Origin of the sequence: Microbispora sp. H10949, assembly GCF_014161435.1 — a bacterium.
Lineage (GTDB): Bacteria > Actinomycetota > Actinomycetes > Streptosporangiales > Streptosporangiaceae > Microbispora > Microbispora triticiradicis.
This window is the reverse complement of record NZ_JABBWZ010000007.1, coordinates 31,711-51,921: the sequence shown is the minus strand read 5'-3', so window position 1 is coordinate 51,921 and position 20,211 is coordinate 31,711. Positions and strand designations below refer to the sequence as shown.

The window sequence follows — 20,211 nt, the reverse complement described above, 5'->3', positions numbered from 1 at the left end:
TGCCGAGTAGCCATCTGCGAGTACTTGCTTACTTAATCTATTGAAGTTAGTCAACCTCCGAAGCGACGAGGGAATAGGGAAGCGCGACGGGCTCGGCGTCCAGCCGCTCCGGCAGACGGGCGGCCTGGCTGAGGGGCACCAGTTCCGACTCCAGCACCAGCGCGGCGGCGCCGACGGCGGAAGCGGTGGCGGCCGAGCGTGAGAGCCGTACGTCCACAGGCTGCGCGGCGCGCGAGAAGGCCGTCCGCTGAAGCTCCTGCTGGACGACGGGAAGGTAGACCGAGCCCGCGATCGCGAAGCCCGGCCCGGTCAGCACGAGGACTTCGAGGTCCATGATGTTGGCCAGGCTGCGGGCCGCCGCCGCGATGTAGCGGGCCGACCTCTCCAGCAGCGCCAGGGCTCCCGGCTCGCCCCTGGAGGCCGCCCGGCTGATCGCGGCGAAGTCGGCGACGGTCGAGACGCGCCTCCGACGGTTCCCCAGGCCGACCGCCTCGGCCAGCGCGGCGTCCGCCTGCACGGCCGTCACCACCGCAGCTGTGCCGGCCATCACCTCCGCGCAGCCCCGGGCTCCGCACCAGCACTCAGGGCCGTCCATGTCGACGCAGATGTGCCCGAATTCGCCCGCGTTGCCATTAGGGCCGCGGTAGGTGATGCCGTTGATGACCAGGCCGGCGCCGATCCCCGTACCGAGATGGACGACCGCCGCCGATGTGGCGCCGCCGAAGCCGCCCGACCAGTGCTCACCCAGCGCCGCGGCGGTGGCGTCGTTGTCGAGCACCACCGGCAGGCCCGTCGCACGCTCCAGCGCTTCGCCCAGCGGGAACCCCTCCCAGTGCCGCATGGTCGGCGGAGCGAGACCCACCCCAGGAGCGGAGCTGCGCGGACCAGGAGAGACCAGGCCGACGCCGAGCACGCGTCCGCGCTGCACGCCGATGCTCTCGATCAGCCTGGAGATCTCCTCGGCCGTCCGCGACACGACGGTGTCCGGCTCCTCCGCGCCGGCGCCGCGCCGCACGATGCGGGCCACCACGGTTCCGGCGAGATCGGTCAGGACGTACGTCATGGCGCCGTGGTCGAGATGCACGCCCACCGCGTAGCGGGCGGTGTGGTTGAGCTGGAGCAGGATCCGCCGCTTGCCACCCGTCGACTCGGCGCGGCCGGTCTCCACCACCAGGCCCTCCTCGATGAGCCGGCGGACCAGCGCCGAGATCGTGGGCCCGGTGAAGCCGGTGGCGGCGACCAGCCCCACGCGGCTGATCGTGCCCGCGGCCCTGATCGCGTCCAGGACGGCGGCCTTGCTGCTCGCGTGCGGCTTCGCCCTTGCTCCTGCGCTCACTGCCACCCCGCCTTGGCCTGAATCCCGTCGGCCTAGGGCGCGCGTACAAGCCCGCTCCGAGACCCCATAGAGCCGCACATTACGCCGGAGCCGCCTGCTCTGAAATTTTCACGACCCGTTGACTTACTTAAGTCGGCAAATTAACAATGCTCAGCATCGTTCGAGAGGACTTCGCGCTATGTCCATCAAGACACCCCGCGCGGCGGCTGGACTCGCTGCGTTGATACTGGTCGCCGGATGCTCCTCGTCCGGAGGCTCGCCGGGGCAGGCGGCCGGAGCGAGGTCCGGGGCCGGCGGCTCGGCGGCCTCCTCCGAGCCTCTGGTCGTGTACACCGGCGGATCAGGTGACATCCAGCCCATCTTCAACCCGTACCTGCCGGGGGCCCTCGGCGGCGGAGGAACGATCTTCGAGCCGCTGTTCTTCTACAACACCGTGCGCAGCGAGGGCGCACCCAGGCCCCGGCTCGGCGAGAGCTTCTCCTGGAACGACGACGGTACGGAGCTGTCGATCTCGCTGCGCAGCGGCGTCAAGTGGTCCGACGGCCGGCCGTTCACCGCTGACGATGTCGTGTTCACGTTGAAAATGATCACGGAGCACAAGGCCATGAACGGCACGGGCTACCGGGGCAAGGCGACCGCCACCGACGCCACCCACGTTGTGATCAAGTTCGACGAGCCGGCCTTCGTGGACGGCCCGCAGGTGCTCGGCCGGATCTGGATCGTGCCCGAGCACAAGTGGAAGGACATTCCCGATCCCACGAAGGAGCAGCTGCGCGAGCCCGTCGGCACCGGGCCCTATCTGGTGGATGAGCTCAAGCCCCAGGCGTTCACGTTGAAGGCGAACCCGGACTACTGGGGTGGCGAGCCCGCCGTGAAGAAGATCCGTTTCCCCTCGCTGTCGGGTAACCAGTCCGGCGCCACCGCGCTCAAGGCCGGCCAGATCGACTGGCAGACCGGACCGGTGCCGGACATCGCGAACGTGGAGCAGAGCTATCCCGGGTACAAGCTGATCACCACTCCGGTGAACCAGATGGTGCTCGACACCTGCGCCAATGCCGAGCTGGGGTGCAAGGGCCCGCAGACCGACCCTGCCGTCCGCCAGGCGATCTACCATGCCGTCAACCGGACCCAGTTGAACGCGCTGGCCTTCGAGAACACCAGCGCCGAGATCTCGCCGAGCATGGCCCTGCTGCAGCGGGACCAGGCGGTCATCTCCGGCCGGCTGCAGAACAAGGTCGCGCCGATGCAGCCGGACGCGGCGAGGGCGCAGCAGATCCTCGAGAGCGCGGGCTACGCGAAGGGCGCCGACGGGATCTACGTCAAGGACGGCAGGCCCGTCAAGCTGACACTCAAGACGGTCGCAGGATGGACCGACTACATCACCGCGGCCGACACACTGGGTCAGCAGCTGGCGAAGGCCGGCATCAAGGTGACCGCGCAACAGCTGTCGTACAACGAATGGGCCGACGCGCGGGGGCGTGGCGACTTCGAGCTGATGCTCGACTCGTTGTACCAGGGCCCGGCCGCCGACCCGTTCTACGTCTACAGCTACTTCTACAGCACCGACAGTACCGACAAGGTCGGCGGGACACCCGGCGCGAACGTCAGCCGCTTCTCCGATCCTGACGTGGACAAGGCCATCGCCGAACTGAAGAAGATCAACGTTTCGGACACCGCGGCACGGCAGCCGTACTTCGACACGATCCAGACCCGCGTCGAGCAGTCGATGCCCTATGTCCCGCTGCTCACCCAGGGGACGATCAACATCTACAACGCCAGGAAGTTCACCGGCTGGCCGACCAAGGAGGACCTGTACGCCTTCCCGGCGGCCTGGCAGGCCCCGGACGCCTCGGAGATCTATCTACGGCTCAGGCCCACGGGCAAGTGAGCCGATGCGGTACTACCTCCGCAAGTTCGGTTTCTACCTGGCCGCCCTGTGGGCGGCGGTCACACTGAACTTCTTCATCCCCCGGATGATGCCGGGCGACCCCGTGAGCATCCTGATGGCGAAGCTTCAGCAGCGGGGCGGCTCGGTGAACCCCGAGGCTCGCAGAGCCTACGAACTGCTGCTCGGCACCGACACGGGCGAGCCGTTGACCAAGCAGTATCTGTCCTATCTCGGCAACATGCTGCACGGCGACTTCGGAATCTCGGTCAGCGCCTACCCGGTGCCCGTCTCGGAGGTCATCGCGACCTCCCTGCCCTGGACGGTCGTGCTGGTGGGCATCGCGACTGTGCTGTCGGTCCTGGTCGGCGCCGGGCTGGGAATGGTGGTGGGTTGGCGGCGGGGCACCTGGCTCGACTCGCTGGTGCCCGCGACCACGGTGCTGGCGGCGGTGCCGTACTTCTGGCTGGCGCTCGTCCTCGTCGCCGTCTTCGGGTCCGCGCTGGGCTGGTTCCCGCTCATCGGCGGCTACGACGTCGACTTCACCCCCGGGTGGAACCTCGACTTCCTCGGCTCGGCCGTCCACCACGGCATCCTGCCCGCGCTCACGATCGTGATCTCTTCGGTGGGCGGCTGGCTGCTGGGGCTACGCAACATGATGGTGTCCACGTTGTCCGAGGACTACGTGCTCACCGCCACCGCGAAGGGGCTGCCGGACAGGCGCGTGATGATCTGGTACGCCGCACGCAACGCGGCACTGCCGTCGATCGCCGGGTTCGCCATCTCCCTCGGGTTCGTGGTGGCCGGCTCCATCGTCACCGAACAGGTGTTCTCCTACCCCGGCATCGGCTCCAAGCTGCTTGAGGCCGTGCAGAACAACGACTACGCGCTCATGCAGGGCATCTTCCTGGTCACGACCGTGGCGGTGCTCGGAGCCAATCTGGTGGTCGACCTGCTCTACGGCGTCATCGACCCCCGAACCCGCGCGGGAGGGAACGCATGACCGATCCCGGTCCGGATTCCCCGGCGCCCCGGCGCGCCGTGCTGCCCCGGTTGTCGCCCAAACTGGTCACCGGGCTCGCCCTGATCACCGCGATCATCCTGTTCGGCGTCGCCGGCCCGCTCCTCGTCGGCGATCCGGACGCGATCAACGACATCGGACTCACCTCGCCCGGCGAAGGCCACGTCCTCGGCACCACGCAGATGGGCCAGGACGTGCTGGCCCAGATCGCGTACGCGACCAGGGGATCGCTTTACATCGGCGTGCTCGTCGGCGTGATGGCCACGGTCCTTTCGGCGCTGTTCGGCATCGTGGGCAGCTATGCCGGCGGCGTCGTGGACGAGGCGTTCTCCCTGTTCTCCAACGTGATGCTGGTGATACCCGGCCTCCCACTGGTCATCGTCATCTCCGCGTTCGTACCGCCCGAGCAGCGGGGGGCGTGGACCATCGCGGTGGTGCTCGCGATCACCGGCTGGGCCGGGTCGGCCCGGGTGCTTCGCGCGCAGACGCTGACGTTGCGCAACCGGGAGTACGTCCTGGCCGCCCGCGTGGCGGGGGAGCCGGCATGGCGGATCATCACCGTCGAGATCCTGCCGAACCTCCTGCCGCTGCTGGCCTCCCAGTTCGTCTTCTCGGTGATCGCGGCGGTCCTGTCAGAGGCCGGTCTGTCGTTCCTCGGGCTTGGCGCTTCGAACTCCTCCACCCTCGGCACGATGCTCTACTACGCCCAGAACGGCTTCGCGCTGCAACGCGGCGCCTGGTGGTGGTTCGCGCCACCGGGCCTGATCATCGCGCTGTTCGGATGCGGCCTCGCACTGGTCAACTTCAGCATCGACGAGATCACCAACCCCAAGCTGCGCGCCGTACCACGCCGGATCCGGCACCCGCGGCGCGAGCCGGCGCCGGTCGGGCGGCCCTCGCAGGACGTCGTGGTGAGTGTGCGGAACCTGTCGGTGACCTACGGAAACACGGTACGGGCGGTCAAGGACGTGTCGCTGGAGGTACGGCGGGGCGAGATTCTGGGCCTGGCCGGCGAGTCGGGCAGCGGGAAGACGACGCTCGCATACGCGATCAACCGCCTGCACCGGCCGCCGGCGGAGGTCACCGCCGGATCGGTCACCTTTCATCACCGGGACGGCGGGGACACCGACATGCTCGCCCTGCCGTCCGGCGAGCTGCGGGCCTTCCGGTGGTCGCAGATGTCGGTGGTGTTCCAGGGAGCGATGAACTCGCTGAACCCTGTCATGACGATCCGGGCGCAACTGGAGGACGTGCTCACCACGCATCGCCCCCAGCTCTCGCGGAGCGATCGCCGGGCGCGCTGCGCCAGGGCGGTGGAGCTGGTGGGCGTGGACCCCGCGCGGCTGCGCTCCTACCCCCACGAGCTGTCCGGAGGCATGCGACAGCGCGTCATGATCGCAATGGCCATGCTGCTCGACCCGCAAGTCATGATCATGGACGAGCCGACCAGCGCCCTGGACGTGGTGGTGCAACGAGGCATCCTCCGCGAGATCCTGCGCCTACGCGACGAGCTGGGATTCGGGATCGTGCTCATCACCCACGACCTCCCCCTTCTGCTTGAGGTCAGCGACCGCATCGCCGTGATGCTGGGCGGGGAGATCGTCGAGTGCGCGGCGGCCGAGGAAATCCTCGCCAGGCCCCGCCATCCCTATACCCGGCGCCTGCTCGAATCGTTCCCCAGCCTCACGGGTGAGCGCGGCGCGTTCGTCCGCACCGGTGAGGCCACCGGAGGTGCACGGTGACCACGCTCGACGTGCGGGACCTCGTCAAGGACTTCCGCATCCGGACCGGTCTGCGCGGACGACGGCTGCGGGCCGTGGACCACGTCTCGTTCACGCTCACGCCCGGCCGTACGGTCGCCCTGGTCGGGGAGTCGGGTTCGGGCAAGTCCACGATCGCCAGGATCATCGCCCGGCTGGAACGGCCCACCGCCGGACAGGTCGTCCTGAACGACGACGACGGCGGCCGGGTGTCCGATCGGGCGTACCGCGACCACGTGCAGATGGTGTTCCAGGACCCGTTCTCCTCGCTGAACCCCTTCCACACCGTGGAGCACCATCTGATCCGCCCGCTGCTGCTGCACGGGCAGGCCCGCACCGGAGCCGAGGCCCGGGAGAAGGCCGGCGACCTGCTGGAACGGGTCAACCTACCGGCACGCGACATCGTCCACCGCCGCCCGCACGAGCTGTCCGGCGGCCAGCGGCAGCGGGTCGCCATCGCCCGCGCGCTCGCGCCGGGGGCGAAGGTGATCGTGGCCGACGAGCCCGTGTCCATGCTGGACGTCTCCATCCGGCTGGGCGTGCTGAACCTGCTGGCGCGTCTGCAGCGCGAGGAGAACCTCGCCGTCCTCTACATCACACACGACCTGGCCACCGCACGGCACTTCTCCGACGACATCCTCGTGCTCTACCGGGGCCGGGTCGTGGAGCGCGGCCCGGCCGACGAGGTCATCCTCGCCCCGCGGCACCCCTATACCCGGCTCCTGGCCGCCGCCTCGCCGGACCCGGAGGCGCGTGGTCGTTCGTTCGACATCGATGCGGCGGCTGTCGTGGCCGCCGGCGAGGCCCCCGCCTACGACCATCGGATCCAGTCGTGAGGCGGCAGATCTCCGGATCCGCAAAGGAGAAAGAGGAAAGCCCCATGAAACACCGCGTCGCGTTAGTGACGGCGGCCGTCGGCCTCGTGGCCGCGGGCGCCGCGCTCGTGAATGCACCGGCCTCGGCCGCCGCCGGCGGCTGCTCAGTGAAATACAAGGTCGCAGGTGAGTGGTCGGGCGGCTTCCAGGGTGACGTCTCGATCACCAATCTGGGCGACCCGCTGACCAGCTGGACGCTGGAGTTCGATTTCCCCAGTGCCGGTCAGGGTGTGAACAATGGCTGGAGCGCCGACTGGTCACAGTCCGGCGCCCACGTCACCGCCAAGAGCCTGAGCTGGAACGCCAAGGTGGCCACCGGCGCCTCGGTGTCGATCGGCTTCATCGGCAAGTGGAGCGGGAGCAACCCGGTTCCCACCGCGTTCAAGGTCAATGGCGTCGCCTGCACCGGCCAGTCCCCCAGCCCCAGTCCAAGCCCCAGCGCAAGTCCCAGCGCGAGCCCCAGCGCGAGCCCCAGCGCGAGCCCCAGCGCGAGCCCCAGCGCGAGTCCCAGCCCTGATCCCGTTGGCCCCGCACCCCAGCTGCACGTCTCCGGCAACAAGATCGTGACGGCGGCCGGGAAGCCGTACCGGCTGCTGGGCGTCTCCCGCTCAAGCGGCGAGTTCGCCTGCGTCCAGGGCAAGGGGATGTGGGACTCCGGCCCGGTGGACCAGGCGTCGGTCGACGCGATGAAGAGCTGGAACATCCACGCCGTCCGCATCCCGCTCAACGAGGAGTGCTGGCTCGGCCTCAACGGCTCGCCCAGCGGCGCCGCCTACCAGCAGGAGGTCAAGAAGTACGCGGACCTGCTGGTCGCCAACGGCATCACGCCGATCCTCGACCTGCACTGGACCTCGGGCGCCTTCAGCAACGGACCGGACTGGCACTGCAAGGACGCCACCGCGACGTGCCAGAAGCCGATGCCGGACGCGCAGTACGCTCCCCAGTTCTGGACCGGCGTCGCGAAGACCTTCAAGGGCAACAACGCGGTGGTCTTCGATCTGTTCAACGAGCCGTACCCGGAGGTCGGCAGCGACTGGAACAAGACCTTGGGCTGGCAGTGCCTGCGAGACGGCGGCACCTGCACCGGCATTCCCTATGAGGTGGCCGGCATGCAGGACCTCGTCGACGCGGTCCGGGCGACCGGCGCGACCAACCTCCTCATGGTGGGCGGCCTGGAGTGGGCCAACGACATGCGGGAGTGGCTGGCGTACAAGCCGAACGACCCGCTGAACAACATCGCCGCATCCTGGCACTCCTACAGCTTCAACGCCTGCGCCACGGCGGCCTGCTGGGACAGCCAGGTCGCTCCGCTCGTCGCGAAGGTCCCCGTGGTGACCGGTGAGTTCGGCGCGGACAACTGCGGCTACGACTACATGGACCAGCTCACGAAGTGGGCGGACAAGAACGGCGTGTCGTACCTCGCCTGGACCTGGAGCCCGTGGGGCTGTAGCACGGGCGCGGTGCTCATCAAGGACTACGCCGGCACCCCCGAGCCCGGCATCGGCGAGGGCTACAAGGCGCACCTGCTCACCCAGAACCCGTACGCGTGATCACCTGTCCTGACCGCAGGTGACTGTGCCGGGCCCAGCCATCGGACCGCGGTGGCTGGGCCCTTAACGGCTCGCCAAGGAGCGTCACATGACCAACCCTCGTATGCACGCCTTCAGGAGCCGCCTGGGCGGCCTGGCCTACGGAGGCGACTACAACCCTGAGCAGTGGGACCGCGCCACCTGGCGGGAGGACGTCCGGCTGATGCGTGAGGCCGGAGTGAACCTGGTCTCGCTGGGGATCTTCGCCTGGGTCGCGATCGAACCGGAGCCCGGGGAGTACGAGTTCGGCTGGCTCGACGAGGTCATGGACCTCCTGCACGAGGGCGGCGTCAGCGTCAACCTGGCCACCCCCACCGCCGTGCCGCCCGCCTGGCTCACCCAACTGCACCCGGAGGTCTTCCCCATCATGGAGGACGGCCGGCCTCTCGGCTTGGGCAGCCGTCAGCACTTCGACCACGCCTCCCCTGTCTACCGCGAGTACGCCGCGAACATCGTCACCCGGCTCGCCGAGCGCTACTCCTTCCACCCGGCTCTCGCGATGTGGCATGTCAACAACGAATACGGCCCCACGTCGTACAGCGAGGCCGCCGCCGGCGGCTTCCGCCGCTGGCTCCGGCGCAGGTACGGCGACCTCGACAGCCTCAACGCCGCCTGGACCACCAGCTTCTGGGGCCAGGTCTACACGGACTGGAACCAGATCGAGGTGGCCAACGTCATGAACGTCTGGATGAACCCCGCTCGCCGCCTCGACTTCCGGCGCTTCACCTCCGACTCCCTGCTCGAGTGCTACCTCGCCGAGCGTGACATCCTCCGTTCCTTCCGCGACGACATCCCCGTCATGACCAACCTGATGTCCTTCTACCCGCACGCGGACTACTGGAGGTGGGCGCCGGAACAGGACGTCGCCGCCCTCGACGTCTACCCCGACCCCGGCGATTCCGAATCGCACATATCGACCGCATTCCACTACGACATGTTCCGCTCACTGAAGAACGGTCAGCCGTGGATGGTCATGGAGCAGGCCGCGAGCGCCGTCAACTGGAGAGACGTCAACCTGGCCAAGGAACCTGGGCGGATGCGGCTCGGCTCGCTGCAGGCGCTGGCACGTGGATCCGACTCGGTGATGTTCTTCCAATGGCGGGCCGCCCGGGGCGGGGTGGAGCGCTTCCATTCCGCGATGGTTCCCCACTCCGGGCCGGACTCGCGGACCTTCCGGGAGATCGCCGACCTGGGACGCGAGCTGAGCCTCCTCGCCCCGGTGGCGGGTACGACGATGCGGTGCGCCGACATCGCGATCCTGTTCGACTGGGATGGCCGGTGGGGGCTGGAGGACACCGGATGGCTGCCCCGTGACGACTTCGACTATGGCGAGATCGTGCTGCGCCACCATCGGCCGCTGTGGAAACACCACCACACGATCGACGTCGTGTCTCCCGGAAGCGACCTGGCGCCGTACAAGGTCCTGATCATCCCCAACGCGTACCTGATCGACGACGAGGGCGTCGCGGCCGTCACCGAGTTCGCCCGCGCCGGTGGCACCGTCGTCATGTCCTTCTTCTCAGGGGTCGTGGACGAGTGCGACCGCGTCCGCCCCCACGGCTATCCGGGAGCGTTCCGCCACCTCATCGGGGCAAAGATCGACGAGTACTGGCCGGCGCGTCCCGGAGAGCGGTTCGCGGTCCGGTTCGCCGACGGGCGCACCGCCACCGCGAGCTGGTGGCGGGAGGACATTCATCTGGAAACCGGCACCGCGCTGGCGAGATACGCCGACGCGCCGCTGGCAGAGCGCGCCGCGATCGTCGAGAACGCCTACGGCTCCGGCCGGGTCGTCTACTTCTCGACTCTCCTGGACGACGCCGCCTTCCATGCCGTCCTTCTGGACCAGATCCGGGCGGCCGGGGTCACGGATCCCTTCCCGGGCCTGCCCGCTCACGTCGAGTGCACGGTACGGGAGGACGATCGGAACGAGTACCTCTTCCTGCTCAACCACAGCCCCGACGTGGACGTCGCCGTTCCCCTGGACCGCGCGGGAGTCGACCTGCTGACGGGCGCCGCGGCAACCGAGGAGATCACATTGGCTCCCCTCGGCGCCGCCGTCATCCAGACGACACGGCAAACCGGCGGAGAAGGACCGCGGTGACCCCGACCGGATCCAGGCACCCCTCCTGATGGACGGCTGCGGCGACGTCAGGCTCGTACGTCCAGTTCGAGGAGGGCCAGCTCGCCCTGCAGGACAAGCACGGCGCCGCCGATCGCCGCCGCGTCCGAGCTGTTGACCGAGGTGACCACCCGGACCGGGTGCGCACGCCGGGCGAAGGTACGCCGTTGCACCTCCTCCTCGATCACCGACTGGTAGATCGACGCTGCGGTGGTGAAACTGGGGCCGGCGAGCACGATCAGGTCGAGGTCGAACAGGCTCGTCATCGTGACGGCGGCGGTACCCAGATGGCGGGCGGAGCGCTCGATCAAGGTCCGTGCCGCTGGGTCTCCGGCGACGGCGGCGGTCGCGATGCGGGCGAACCCGGTCATGACGTCGGTATCCGCAGGGTCGAGTTCAAGCCGTTGACCGAGGCTCGATTCCTTCAGCGCCTGCCTTATCACGGCGGCGGGTTCCACGTAGTTTCCAAGGCAGCCGTAGTTTCCGCAATCGCATGGTCCTCCGTTGAAGTCGATGGTGATGTGGCCGATCTCGACGGCGTTGGAAGAGACGCCGCGGTACACCTCGCCGTCGATGACGACGCCCCCGCCGAGGCCGCTGGCCATGTAGAGGCACCCGTAGGTACCGGACTCCACCGCCCCCAGCCAGTACTCGCCGATCGCCGCGGCCGCCGCGTCGTTGTCGAGCAGCACCGGCAGGCCCAGGAGTTCGGACAGGCGCGGCGCGACCGGATATCGGAACCACTCGGCGGTCGGCTGGTGGGTCAGCAGCACGCCCGCCTGCCGGTCCTGTGGTCCGTAGGTCGCCAGCCCCACGCCGAGCACTCTGCCGCGATCGACTCCGGCGGTCTCGATCAGGGCGTCCACACGCGAGGCCACCAGCGAGAGTGCCTGCTCGGGAGGCAGCAGCGCCGTTCCGGGGAACGCGGTCCTGGCCACCTGCCGGCCGGTCAGATCGACGATGACGATGATGCAGATGTTGCGTTCGAACAGCACTCCCACGGCGTACCGGGCGTGCGGGTTGATCTGCAGCAGCGTCGGAGGCTTGCCTCCGGTCGACGCGCCACGCCCGACTTCGACGACCAGCCCGAGGTCCATGAGCTCACGAACGACCTGGGTGATGGTCGCCGCCGTGACTCCGGTGTCGGCGGCGAGCTCGACCCGGCTGATGGTGCGTGCCTTCCGGATCCTGTTGAGCACGATGCCGCGGGTCTTCGGCCTCCCCGCCCCGATGGGGCTGGTCGCCATTCGGCCTCCCTTGAAGCCACCGATCGACCACAGGTGCGAGGCTCGGTGGGGACGTGTCTCACGTGATTCAGCGACAACGGTTCATTGATCAATGAACTATTTTCCCACCGTCCTATGGGACGCCGCGCCGTCCTCCAGGGGGTGCCGGAAAGGTCGAGCCGGGTGCGGGGCGGGCCGGGTGGGTCAGGCCGTCGACACCGGGGAGGCGAGGGGGAGCTGAACGACGAAGCGGGCCCCGCCACTGGGAGAGGGTTCGACCCACACGGATCCGTTGTAGGTCTTGACGATCTCCCGGACGATGCTCAGCCCGAGGCCCGTGCCGGCGTCGCCACGCAGAGGCTCGCTCGTGAGCTGGTACAACCGATCGAAGATGTGCTCCCGCTCGTGCAGGGGAATGCCGGGGCCGTCATCGGACACCGCCAGCCGTGCGAAGCGGTCGCCGCATCCGACGTCGACCCGCACGCTGTGCCGGGCGTGGCGCTGGGCGTTGTCCAGCAAGTTGGTCAGAATCTCGCGCATCTGCGTATGCATGGCTTCGACCTGACCACCGGAAGTGGAACTCACCTCGACGGGTATCGGGTCGGTTCGGGCAGCGACTTCCTGCCTGACCAGCTCGCACAGATCGATCATCTCGATTCTCTGGGCGACACGACCCCGGGCGATCAGCAGGAGGTCGGTCGCGAGCGCCTCCAGTCGATCCACCTCCCGCAGCACCCCCCTGAACGCGCCTGGGTGACCGGCGTGATCAGGGTCGGCGATCGCCTCTTCCACACTGACGCGTATGCCGGCCAGCGGGGAGCGGATCTCGTGGGCGACGGTGGAGGCGAACTGCCGCTCGCGGTCCAGCATGTCCAAGCTCACGTTGATGTTGCCGACCAGCTGGCTCATCTGCGTCGGATCCCGATGGTGGGTGATCTGGTCGTACTCGTCCCTGACGTTGATCCGGGCGAGGTCGTCTGAGATCACGCCGACCCGACGCAGCAGCCGGCGGACCACGATCACGCCGGCGAGCAGGGCAGCCGGCACCCCCAGCGCCTTCCGCAGACGACTCCATGAACCAGTGCCGCTGCCCCACACCGCCCGGTGCCGCCGTCCACGCAAACTCAGCATGTGTCTACATTGTCCCTCGCACTGGCCTTCGCACAACCAGATGGCCTTCTGACCAGCGAAAACAGTACGCTCATCGCGTTCGGGAATATGTAGGTCGCCGCGGCCACAACTCGGCCGGTTCCCCTGCGACTGTGGTCGCCGGGCACGGAGTTGCTTCGCATCTGACGCTCCCGCTGGGGAACTTGCCACTGCTCATGCGAGGCAGATGACGGTCGGGAAGGGGTGGTGCGAGGGAACGGCAGGCGGGATCCTGGCGTGGGAGACGAAAGTGCCGTCGGGGTGTTCCACAAGCCGACGAGGGACACGCGTCACAGGAATCGTTCTCGCTGGTAGGACCCGACACGGCCAACGTCGAAGGTGGCGTGGATTCCGGTTCTCCCGCTCGGGCCGATACGCAGCGGCGGCGGAGCGAGTTGTCTTCACGATCTGGAATAGCCGAAGGGGATGGTCCCGTGAGCGTTCCGAGAACAGCAGAGCCCCACAAGGTGGTGCTGGCCACCTACAGCGGCTACGACGCGGCCCAGCACGCCGTGGACGTCCTGGCCCGCCACGACTTCCCGATCACACACGTGACCATCGTGGGCTGCGATCTGCGGTGGGAGGAGAAGGTGCTCGGGCGATGGGGCCTCGGCAGGGCGCTCCTCACCGGCGCGGGTACCGGCGGCTGGATCGGTCTTCTCATCGGCTTGATATTCGCGATCTTCAGCCCGTGGGCCGGGTGGGCCATCGGCTCCTCGATCGCGCTCGGGCTGATCTTCGGCCTCGTCTGGGGTGCGATCAGTCACGTGGTCCAGCACCGGGCGTTCGCCTCGATGCCTGCGGTCGTCGCCGACCACTACGACATCCTCGTGGACCCCGGATTCGCCGACGAGGCCCGGCGAGTGCTCACCGACGCTCGTGAGGCCGCTGCGCTCAGGTGAGCGCCAGGAGGGGATGAGGACATGGGCAAGGCGGTGGGCATCGACCTCGGCACGACGAACTCGGTCATCGCGACCACCGAGGACGCGCATCCGACGGTAGTCCCGAATGCCGAGGGGTCGCGCACGACTCCCTCGGTGGTCGCCTTCACGGACCAGGGCGAGGTGCTGGTGGGCCAGATGGCCAGACGCCAGGCGATCCTCAATCCGAAGGGCACGATCTATTCGGCCAAGCGCTTCATCGGACGCAAGTTCGACGAGGTGCAGAGCGAGATCAAGGCGGTCTCGTTCGACGTCGTGCCGGGCCCGGACGGCGCCGTGCGGTTCAAGGTGCGCGACAAGCTGTACGCGCCGGAGGAGATCTCCGCCTTCGTGCTGCGCAAACTGGCCTCGGACGCCGGGAAGTTCCTGGGAGAGAAGGTCGACGAGGCCGTCGTCACGGTCCCCGCGTACTTCAACGACGCGCAACGGCAGGCCACCAAGGACGCCGGCAAGATCGCCGGCCTGGAGGTCCTGCGGATCATCAACGAGCCGACCGCGGCGGCCCTGGCATACGGCCTGGACAAGAAAGGCAACGAGACCGTTCTCGTGTTCGACCTGGGCGGGGGCACGTTCGACGTCAGCGTCCTCGACATCGGCGAGGGCGTCATCGAGGTCCGCGCCACCTCGGGCGACACTCACCTGGGCGGCGACGACTTCGACCGGCGCATCGTCGACCACCTGGCCGACGAGTTCCACCAGCAGCAGGGCATCGACCTGCGGCGCGATCCGCAGGCCCTCCAGCGGCTGTTCGAGGCCGCGGAGAAGGCCAAGGTGGAGCTGTCGGCGGTCACCCAGACGCAGGTCAGCCTGCCGTTCATCACGGCCGACGCGACCGGCCCCAAGCACCTGAACACGACGCTCATGCGCTCGACCTTCGAGCAGATCACCCACGACCTGCTCGAACGCTGCCGGGGCCCGGTGGAGCAGGCCATGGCCGACGCGAAGCTGACGACGAACGACCTCGACGAGGTGATCCTCGTCGGCGGCTCCACCCGCATGCCGGCCGTGCAGCAACTCGTGCGGCGGCTGACGGGCAAGGAACCGAACATGACGGTCAACCCGGACGAGGTCGTGGCCGTCGGCGCGGCTGTCCAGGCCGCCATCATCAAGGGTGAGCTGAAAGACGTCGTGCTGCTGGACGTCACGCCGCTGTCGCTCGGCGTCGAGACGCTCGGCGGCGTGATGACGAAGATCGTCGAGCGGAACACCACGATCCCGGCCCGCCGCACGGAGACGTTCAGCACGGCGGACGACAACCAGTCGGCCGTGGACGTGGTCATCCTGCAGGGCGAGCGCGAGCGGGCGGCCGACAACCGGGTGCTCGGACGGTTCCGGCTGGAGAACATCCGGCCCGCGCCGCGCGGCGTGCCGCAGATCGAGGTCACCACCGACATCGACGCCAACGGCATCCTGAACGTCTCCGCCAAGGACAAGGACACCGGCGCCGAGCAGCGGATCACGATCAGCGAGAGCTCCAACCTGGACAAAAGCGAGATCGACCGGATGGTCGCCGACGCGGAGCGGCACCGCAACGAGGACGCGCAGCTTCGCACCGCGATCGACGCCCGCAACGAGCTGGACTCGGTCGCCTACCAGGTGGAACGCCGGCTGTCCGAGCTGGGCGACGCGGTCCCGGTGCACGAGAAGGCCCGGGCCGAGCAGCTGATCATGGAGGCGCGCCAGGCCATCAAGGAGGAGGTGCCCGTCGACCGGCTGCGGGGCCTGACCGCGGAGCTGCAACAGGTCTACCACGGCCTCGGCGCGGCGGCGTCCACCGCCCAGGCTCAGGGGCAGGCTCAGGGCGGGCCCGGCCAGGCCGCCGCCGGCCCCTCGGACGAGGACGTCATCGACGCCGAGTTCACCAGCTCCGATTGACGTGGCGTGACATGACCGAGCAGAACGGGACGCCTCCTCCTGAGCCTGAGCCGGCCGATGAGGAGACGCGTAGCGCGGAGGAGAAGCTCGCCGAGCTGGAGGACCGGTGGCTGCGGGCCGTCGCCGAGCTCGACAACCTCCGCAAGCGTGCCGCGCGCGACTTGGACCGGCAGCGGATCGACGAGCGCACGCGCGTCGCGGCGGAGTGGCTGCCGGTGGTCGACAACCTCGAACTCGCGCTCAAGCACGCGGGCGCCGACGCCGACGCGGTGATCGAGGGGGTCCGGGCCGTCCGCGACCAGGCGGTCGGCGTGCTCGCGCGCCTCGGCTTCCCGCGCAGGGACGACGTGGGCACGCGGTTCGACCCCGCCAGGCACGAGGCGGTCAGCACGGTCGCCGTCCCGGACGCCGACCCCGGCACCGTCGTCGAGGTCGTACGGCCCGGCTACGGCGACGGAGCGCTGCAACTGCGCCCGGCCTCCGTCGTCGTCTCCACGAAAGCCGACGAGTGATGGCGGAGCGCGACTTCTACGAGGCTCTCGGAGTGCCGAGGACGGCGGACCAGGACGAGATCCAGCGGGCCTACCGGAAGCTGGCCCGCACCTACCATCCCGACGTCAACAAGGCCCCGGACGCCGAGGACCGCTTCAAGGAGGTCTCGGAGGCGTACGAGGTGCTGTCGGACCCCGGGACGCGGCGGCGGTACGACGCGTTCGGGCCGGACTTCCGCCGGGTGCCCGAGGGCGTCGACCCGGCGGCGTACGCGCGCGCCCGCGCCGGAGCGGGAGCCGGCGCAGGGCCGGGCTGGGCGGGGCCAGGGCCCGTCTGGGCGCGCGGACCGGGCGGGGAGGAGATCCACTTCACCACCGGCGAGGGCTTCGAGGGCATCGACCTCGAAGACCTGCTCGGCGGCGTCTTCGGCAGGCGCAGTCGCGGCGCGACCGGCCGCGGCTGGGGCCCCGTGCCCGGCGCCGACCAGGAGGCCGAGCTGCCGCTCACGGTCGAGGAGGCCTACCGCGGCGGTCGGCGGACCATCACGATTCCCGGCCCTGGAGGCGGGCGGACCCTCCAGGTGAACATTCCTCCTGGGGTGACCGACGGCCGGCGGATCCGGCTCGCGGGCCAGGGCGGCGCGGGCGGCGACGGCGCCGGTGCGGGCGACCTCTACCTGATCGCGCGGATCGCCGACCATCCCCGATACCACCTGGAGGGGCGAGACATCCACGTCCGCCTCCCGCTGACGCCGTCGGAGGCCGCGCTGGGGGCGACCGTCGCGGTCGACACGCCCGGCGGGGAGGCGAAGGTCAAGGTGCCACCGGGCACCTCGTCCGGGCGCCGCCTGCGCCTGCGCGGACAGGGCATGCCGAACCCGCGCGGCCGGCCCGGAGACCTGCTGGCCGAGGCCCGGATCATGGTGCCGCCCACACTCGGCGACGAGGAGCGCCGTCTGTACGAGCAACTGGCCAGGGCCTCGGCGTTCAACCCGAGGAGTCCGTCATGACCTTTCCGCTCGTCCGGCTCGCCCAGGTGGACGTCGGGCACCTGGACCTGGAGTCCTTCTCCCGGGCCACGGGACTGCACCCGGAACTGGTGCGTCGCCTCGTGGCGCTCGGGCTGATCGACGCCTGGACCGGCTTCTCGGGCGACCTGTGCTTCCCGCCCGCCCAGGTCGCCGCCGTGGGGCGCCTTCAGCGCCTGCACGCGGGACTCGCCGTCAACTACGCCTCCCTCGGCCTCGTGACGGACCTCCTGGACCGCATCGCGGAGCTGGAGGCGGCTCTGCGCACCCGTACGAGATGGACCGGAGACAGATCGTGGACCTGAACCGCCTGACGCAGAAGTCGCAGGAGGCCCTGCACGACGCCCAGACCGCGGCGATCCGCTTCGGACACACCGAGGTCGACGGGGAGCACCTGCTGCTGGCGCTGGTCCGGCAGCCCGACGGGCTCGTCCCGCGCCTGCTGTCCGCCGCCGGCGCCGACCCGGACAAGCTCCGGCTCGAACTGGAGCACGAGCTGGAGCGACGGCCCCGCGTCACCGGTCCCGGCGCCGCTCCCGGCCAGGTCTACGTCACCCAGCGGCTGTCGCGGCTGCTCGACGCCGCCGAGCGGGAGGCCGGCCGGCTGAAGGACGAGTACGTGTCGGTCGAGCACCTCCTGATGGCGCTGCTGGACGAGGGCGTCGACAGCGCGGCGGGCCGGCTGCTCAAGGGACACGGGCTGACCCGTGAGCGCTTCCTGCAGGTCCTGACGCAGGCACGCGGGAACCAGCGGGTGACCTCCGCCAATCCGGAGGTCGCGTACGAGGCGCTGGAGAAGTACGGGCGCGACCTCGTCGCCGCGGCGCGGGCGGACAAGCTCGACCCGGTCATCGGGCGGGACGGCGAGATCCGCCGGGTCGTCCAGATCCTGTCCCGCAAGAGCAAGAACAACCCGGTCCTGATCGGCGACCCGGGCGTGGGCAAGACGGCGATCGTGGAGGGCCTCGCGCAGCGCATCGCGCGCGGCGACGTGCCGGAGGGACTGAAGGACAAGACGATCTTCAGCCTGGACATGGGCGCGCTGGTCGCCGGGGCGAAGTACCGCGGCGAGTTCGAGGAACGCCTGAAGGCCGTGCTCACGGAGGTGACGGCGTCCGAGGGGCGCATCCTGCTGTTCGTCGACGAGGTGCACACGGTGGTCGGCGCGGGCGCCGCCGAGGGGGCGATGGACGCCGGCAACATGCTCAAGCCGATGCTTGCCCGCGGCGAGCTGCACATGATTGGCGCGACGACCGTGGCGGAGTATCGCAAGCACATCGAGAAGGACGCTGCGCTGGAGCGCCGCTTCCAGCCCGTCTTCGTCGACGAGCCGTCGGTCGAGGACTCCATCTCCATCCTGCGCGGGCTGCGCGAGCGGCTCGAGGTCTTCCATGGCGTGAAGATCCAGGATGGCGCGATCGTCGCCGCGGTCGTGCTGAGCCACCGCTACATCTCCGACCGCTTCCTCCCTGACAAGGCGATCGACCTGGTCGACGAGGCGTGCGCCATGCTCCGTACGGAGATCGACTCGATGCCTGCCGAGCTGGACGAGCTGACCCGCCGGGTGACGCGGCTGGAGATCGAGGAGGCGGCACTCGCCAAGGAGGACGACCCGGCGAGCCGGGAGCGCCTGGAGACGCTACGCAAGGAGCTGGCCGACCTGCGGGCAGAGGCCGACGCCATGCGGGCCCAGTGGGAGGCCGAGCGGCACGCCCTGCGCAAGGTGCAGCAGCTGCGCGAGGAGATCGAAGGCGTACGCCGGGAGGCCGAGCAGGCCGAGCGCATGTACGACCTGAACCGCGCGGCCGAGCTGCGACACGGGAGGCTTCCCGAACTGGAGCGCAGGCTGCGTGCCGCGGAGGAGCAGCTGGAGAGCAAGCAGGGCGGGCACCGGCTGCTGCGCGAGGTGGTGACCGAGGAGGAGATCGCAGGCATCGTGTCGCGGTGGACCGGCATCCCGATCAGCCGCCTGCAGGAGGGCGAGCGGGAGAAGCTGCTACAGCTCGACGAGATCCTGCACCAGCGGGTGATCGGCCAGGACGAGGCCGTGGAGGCGGTCGCCGACGCCATCATCCGCGCGCGCTCCGGGATCAAGGACCCCCGTCGCCCGATCGGGTCGTTCATCTTCCTCGGGCCGACCGGAGTCGGCAAGACCGAGCTGGCCAAGACGCTGGCTGAGGCATTGTTCGACACCGAGGAGAACATCGTCCGCGTCGACATGAGCGAATACCAGGAGCGCCACACCGTCAGCCGCCTCGTCGGCGCCCCGCCCGGGTACGTCGGCTACGAGGAGGGCGGCCAGCTCACCGAGGCCGTGCGGCGCAAGCCCTACTCCGTGGTGCTCTTCGACGAGATCGAGAAGGCGCACACGGACGTGTTCAACACCCTGCTGCAGGTGCTGGACGACGGGCGGCTCACCGACGCCCAGGGGCGCACGGTCGACTTCCGCAACACCGTGATCATCATGACGTCCAACATCGGCTCGCACTACCTCAGTGAGAAGGCGGCGCCGTCAGGCGAGATCGACCCGGAGGTGCGCGAGATGGTCATGGCGGAGCTGCGCGCCCGCTTCCGCCCCGAGTTCCTCAACCGCATCGACGACATCGTGCTGTTCAAGCCGCTCACCGAGGCCGAGATCGAGCAGATCGTCAAGCTGATGTTCAACGACATCAGAGCGCGGCTCGCCGAGCGCAGGATGACGCTCGAGATCAGCCCGGAGGCGGTCCGCCACATCGCCGAGCGCGGGTTCGACCCGATCTACGGAGCCCGCCCGCTGCGGCGTTACATCGCCCGCGAGGTAGAGACCCGGGTCGCGCGGGCGCTGATCGCCGGCGACGTCCGCGACGGCGCGACCATCCGGGTGGAACTCTCCGGCGGCGAGATCGTGGTCACGTACGAGAACCCGGAGGGCTGACC

Annotated in this window: 15 protein-coding genes; 12 read left to right on the top strand and 3 right to left on the bottom strand. The window is 69.3% G+C overall.

Annotation, left to right across the window (positions count from 1 at the left end; genetic code table 11):
* Positions 1–46: 46 nt before the first annotated feature.
* Positions 47–1,336 carry an ROK family transcriptional regulator gene (locus HHX40_RS19640; RefSeq protein ID WP_182881767.1) on the bottom strand — a complete coding sequence of 430 codons (1,290 nt, stop codon included), beginning with the start codon at positions 1,334–1,336 and terminating at the stop codon, positions 47–49.
* A gap of 178 nt (positions 1,337–1,514) precedes the next feature.
* Between HHX40_RS19640 and HHX40_RS19635 the strand changes: the two genes are divergently transcribed.
* From HHX40_RS19635 to HHX40_RS19610, 6 genes are all read left to right on the top strand, one after another.
* Complete coding sequence (locus HHX40_RS19635) at positions 1,515–3,224, top strand: ABC transporter substrate-binding protein (RefSeq protein WP_182881766.1); 1,710 nt, start codon at positions 1,515–1,517, stop codon at positions 3,222–3,224.
* A gap of 4 nt (positions 3,225–3,228) precedes the next feature.
* Positions 3,229–4,224, top strand: coding sequence for an ABC transporter permease (locus tag HHX40_RS19630; protein WP_182881765.1), 996 nt, complete (start codon positions 3,229–3,231; stop codon positions 4,222–4,224).
* Entirely contained in the window at positions 4,221–5,984 is a 1,764-nt protein-coding gene (locus HHX40_RS19625; protein WP_182881764.1) for a dipeptide/oligopeptide/nickel ABC transporter permease/ATP-binding protein, read from the top strand. The genes HHX40_RS19630 and HHX40_RS19625 overlap by 4 nt, the downstream gene beginning before the upstream one ends.
* On the top strand, positions 5,981–6,838 hold the full coding sequence (locus HHX40_RS19620) for an ABC transporter ATP-binding protein (RefSeq protein WP_182881763.1): 858 nt from the start codon (positions 5,981–5,983) through the stop codon (positions 6,836–6,838). The genes HHX40_RS19625 and HHX40_RS19620 overlap by 4 nt, the downstream gene beginning before the upstream one ends.
* Positions 6,839–6,882: 44 nt before the next feature.
* A complete protein-coding gene (locus tag HHX40_RS19615; RefSeq protein WP_182881762.1) occupies positions 6,883–8,427 on the top strand; it encodes a cellulase family glycosylhydrolase in 1,545 nt (514 codons plus the stop codon).
* A gap of 88 nt (positions 8,428–8,515) precedes the next feature.
* Positions 8,516–10,567 (top strand): beta-galactosidase, encoded by a 2,052-nt coding sequence (locus HHX40_RS19610; protein WP_259403752.1) that lies wholly within the window; start codon positions 8,516–8,518, stop codon positions 10,565–10,567.
* Positions 10,568–10,614: 47 nt separating this feature from the next.
* Here HHX40_RS19610 and HHX40_RS19605 read toward each other — a convergent pair whose 3' ends face one another.
* Both HHX40_RS19605 and HHX40_RS19600 read right to left on the bottom strand, forming a co-directional pair.
* A complete protein-coding gene (locus HHX40_RS19605; RefSeq protein WP_182881761.1) occupies positions 10,615–11,832 on the bottom strand; it encodes an ROK family transcriptional regulator in 1,218 nt (405 codons plus the stop codon).
* 183 nt (positions 11,833–12,015) lie between these two features.
* Positions 12,016–12,858: a sensor histidine kinase gene (locus HHX40_RS19600; RefSeq protein WP_182881760.1), complete on the bottom strand. Its 843-nt coding sequence runs from the start codon at positions 12,856–12,858 to the stop codon at positions 12,016–12,018.
* Positions 12,859–13,394: 536 nt separating this feature from the next.
* On the opposite strand from HHX40_RS19600, the gene HHX40_RS19595 reads away from it, so the two are divergent.
* The 6 genes from HHX40_RS19595 to clpB are packed head-to-tail and all read left to right on the top strand — an operon-like array spanning position 13,395 to position 20,209.
* Positions 13,395–13,862: a general stress protein gene (locus HHX40_RS19595; RefSeq protein ID WP_182881759.1), complete on the top strand. Its 468-nt coding sequence runs from the start codon at positions 13,395–13,397 to the stop codon at positions 13,860–13,862.
* 21 nt (positions 13,863–13,883) lie between these two features.
* Positions 13,884–15,776 carry a molecular chaperone DnaK gene (dnaK, locus tag HHX40_RS19590; RefSeq protein WP_182881758.1) on the top strand — a complete coding sequence of 631 codons (1,893 nt, stop codon included), beginning with the start codon at positions 13,884–13,886 and terminating at the stop codon, positions 15,774–15,776.
* 11 nt (positions 15,777–15,787) lie between these two features.
* A complete protein-coding gene (locus HHX40_RS19585) occupies positions 15,788–16,288 on the top strand; it encodes a nucleotide exchange factor GrpE (RefSeq protein ID WP_182881757.1) in 501 nt (166 codons plus the stop codon).
* Positions 16,288–17,277, top strand: coding sequence for a DnaJ C-terminal domain-containing protein (locus tag HHX40_RS19580; RefSeq protein ID WP_182881756.1), 990 nt, complete (start codon positions 16,288–16,290; stop codon positions 17,275–17,277). Before HHX40_RS19585 ends, HHX40_RS19580 begins: the two co-directional genes overlap by 1 nt.
* Entirely contained in the window at positions 17,274–17,600 is a 327-nt protein-coding gene (locus HHX40_RS19575; RefSeq protein ID WP_182881755.1) for a chaperone modulator CbpM, read from the top strand. Before HHX40_RS19580 ends, HHX40_RS19575 begins: the two co-directional genes overlap by 4 nt.
* The gene (gene clpB, locus HHX40_RS19570) at positions 17,591–20,209 is read left to right on the top strand and encodes an ATP-dependent chaperone ClpB (protein ID WP_182881754.1); all 2,619 of its coding nucleotides are present in this window, start codon (positions 17,591–17,593) and stop codon (positions 20,207–20,209) included. The genes HHX40_RS19575 and clpB overlap by 10 nt, the downstream gene beginning before the upstream one ends.
* Positions 20,210–20,211: the final 2 nt, after the last annotated feature.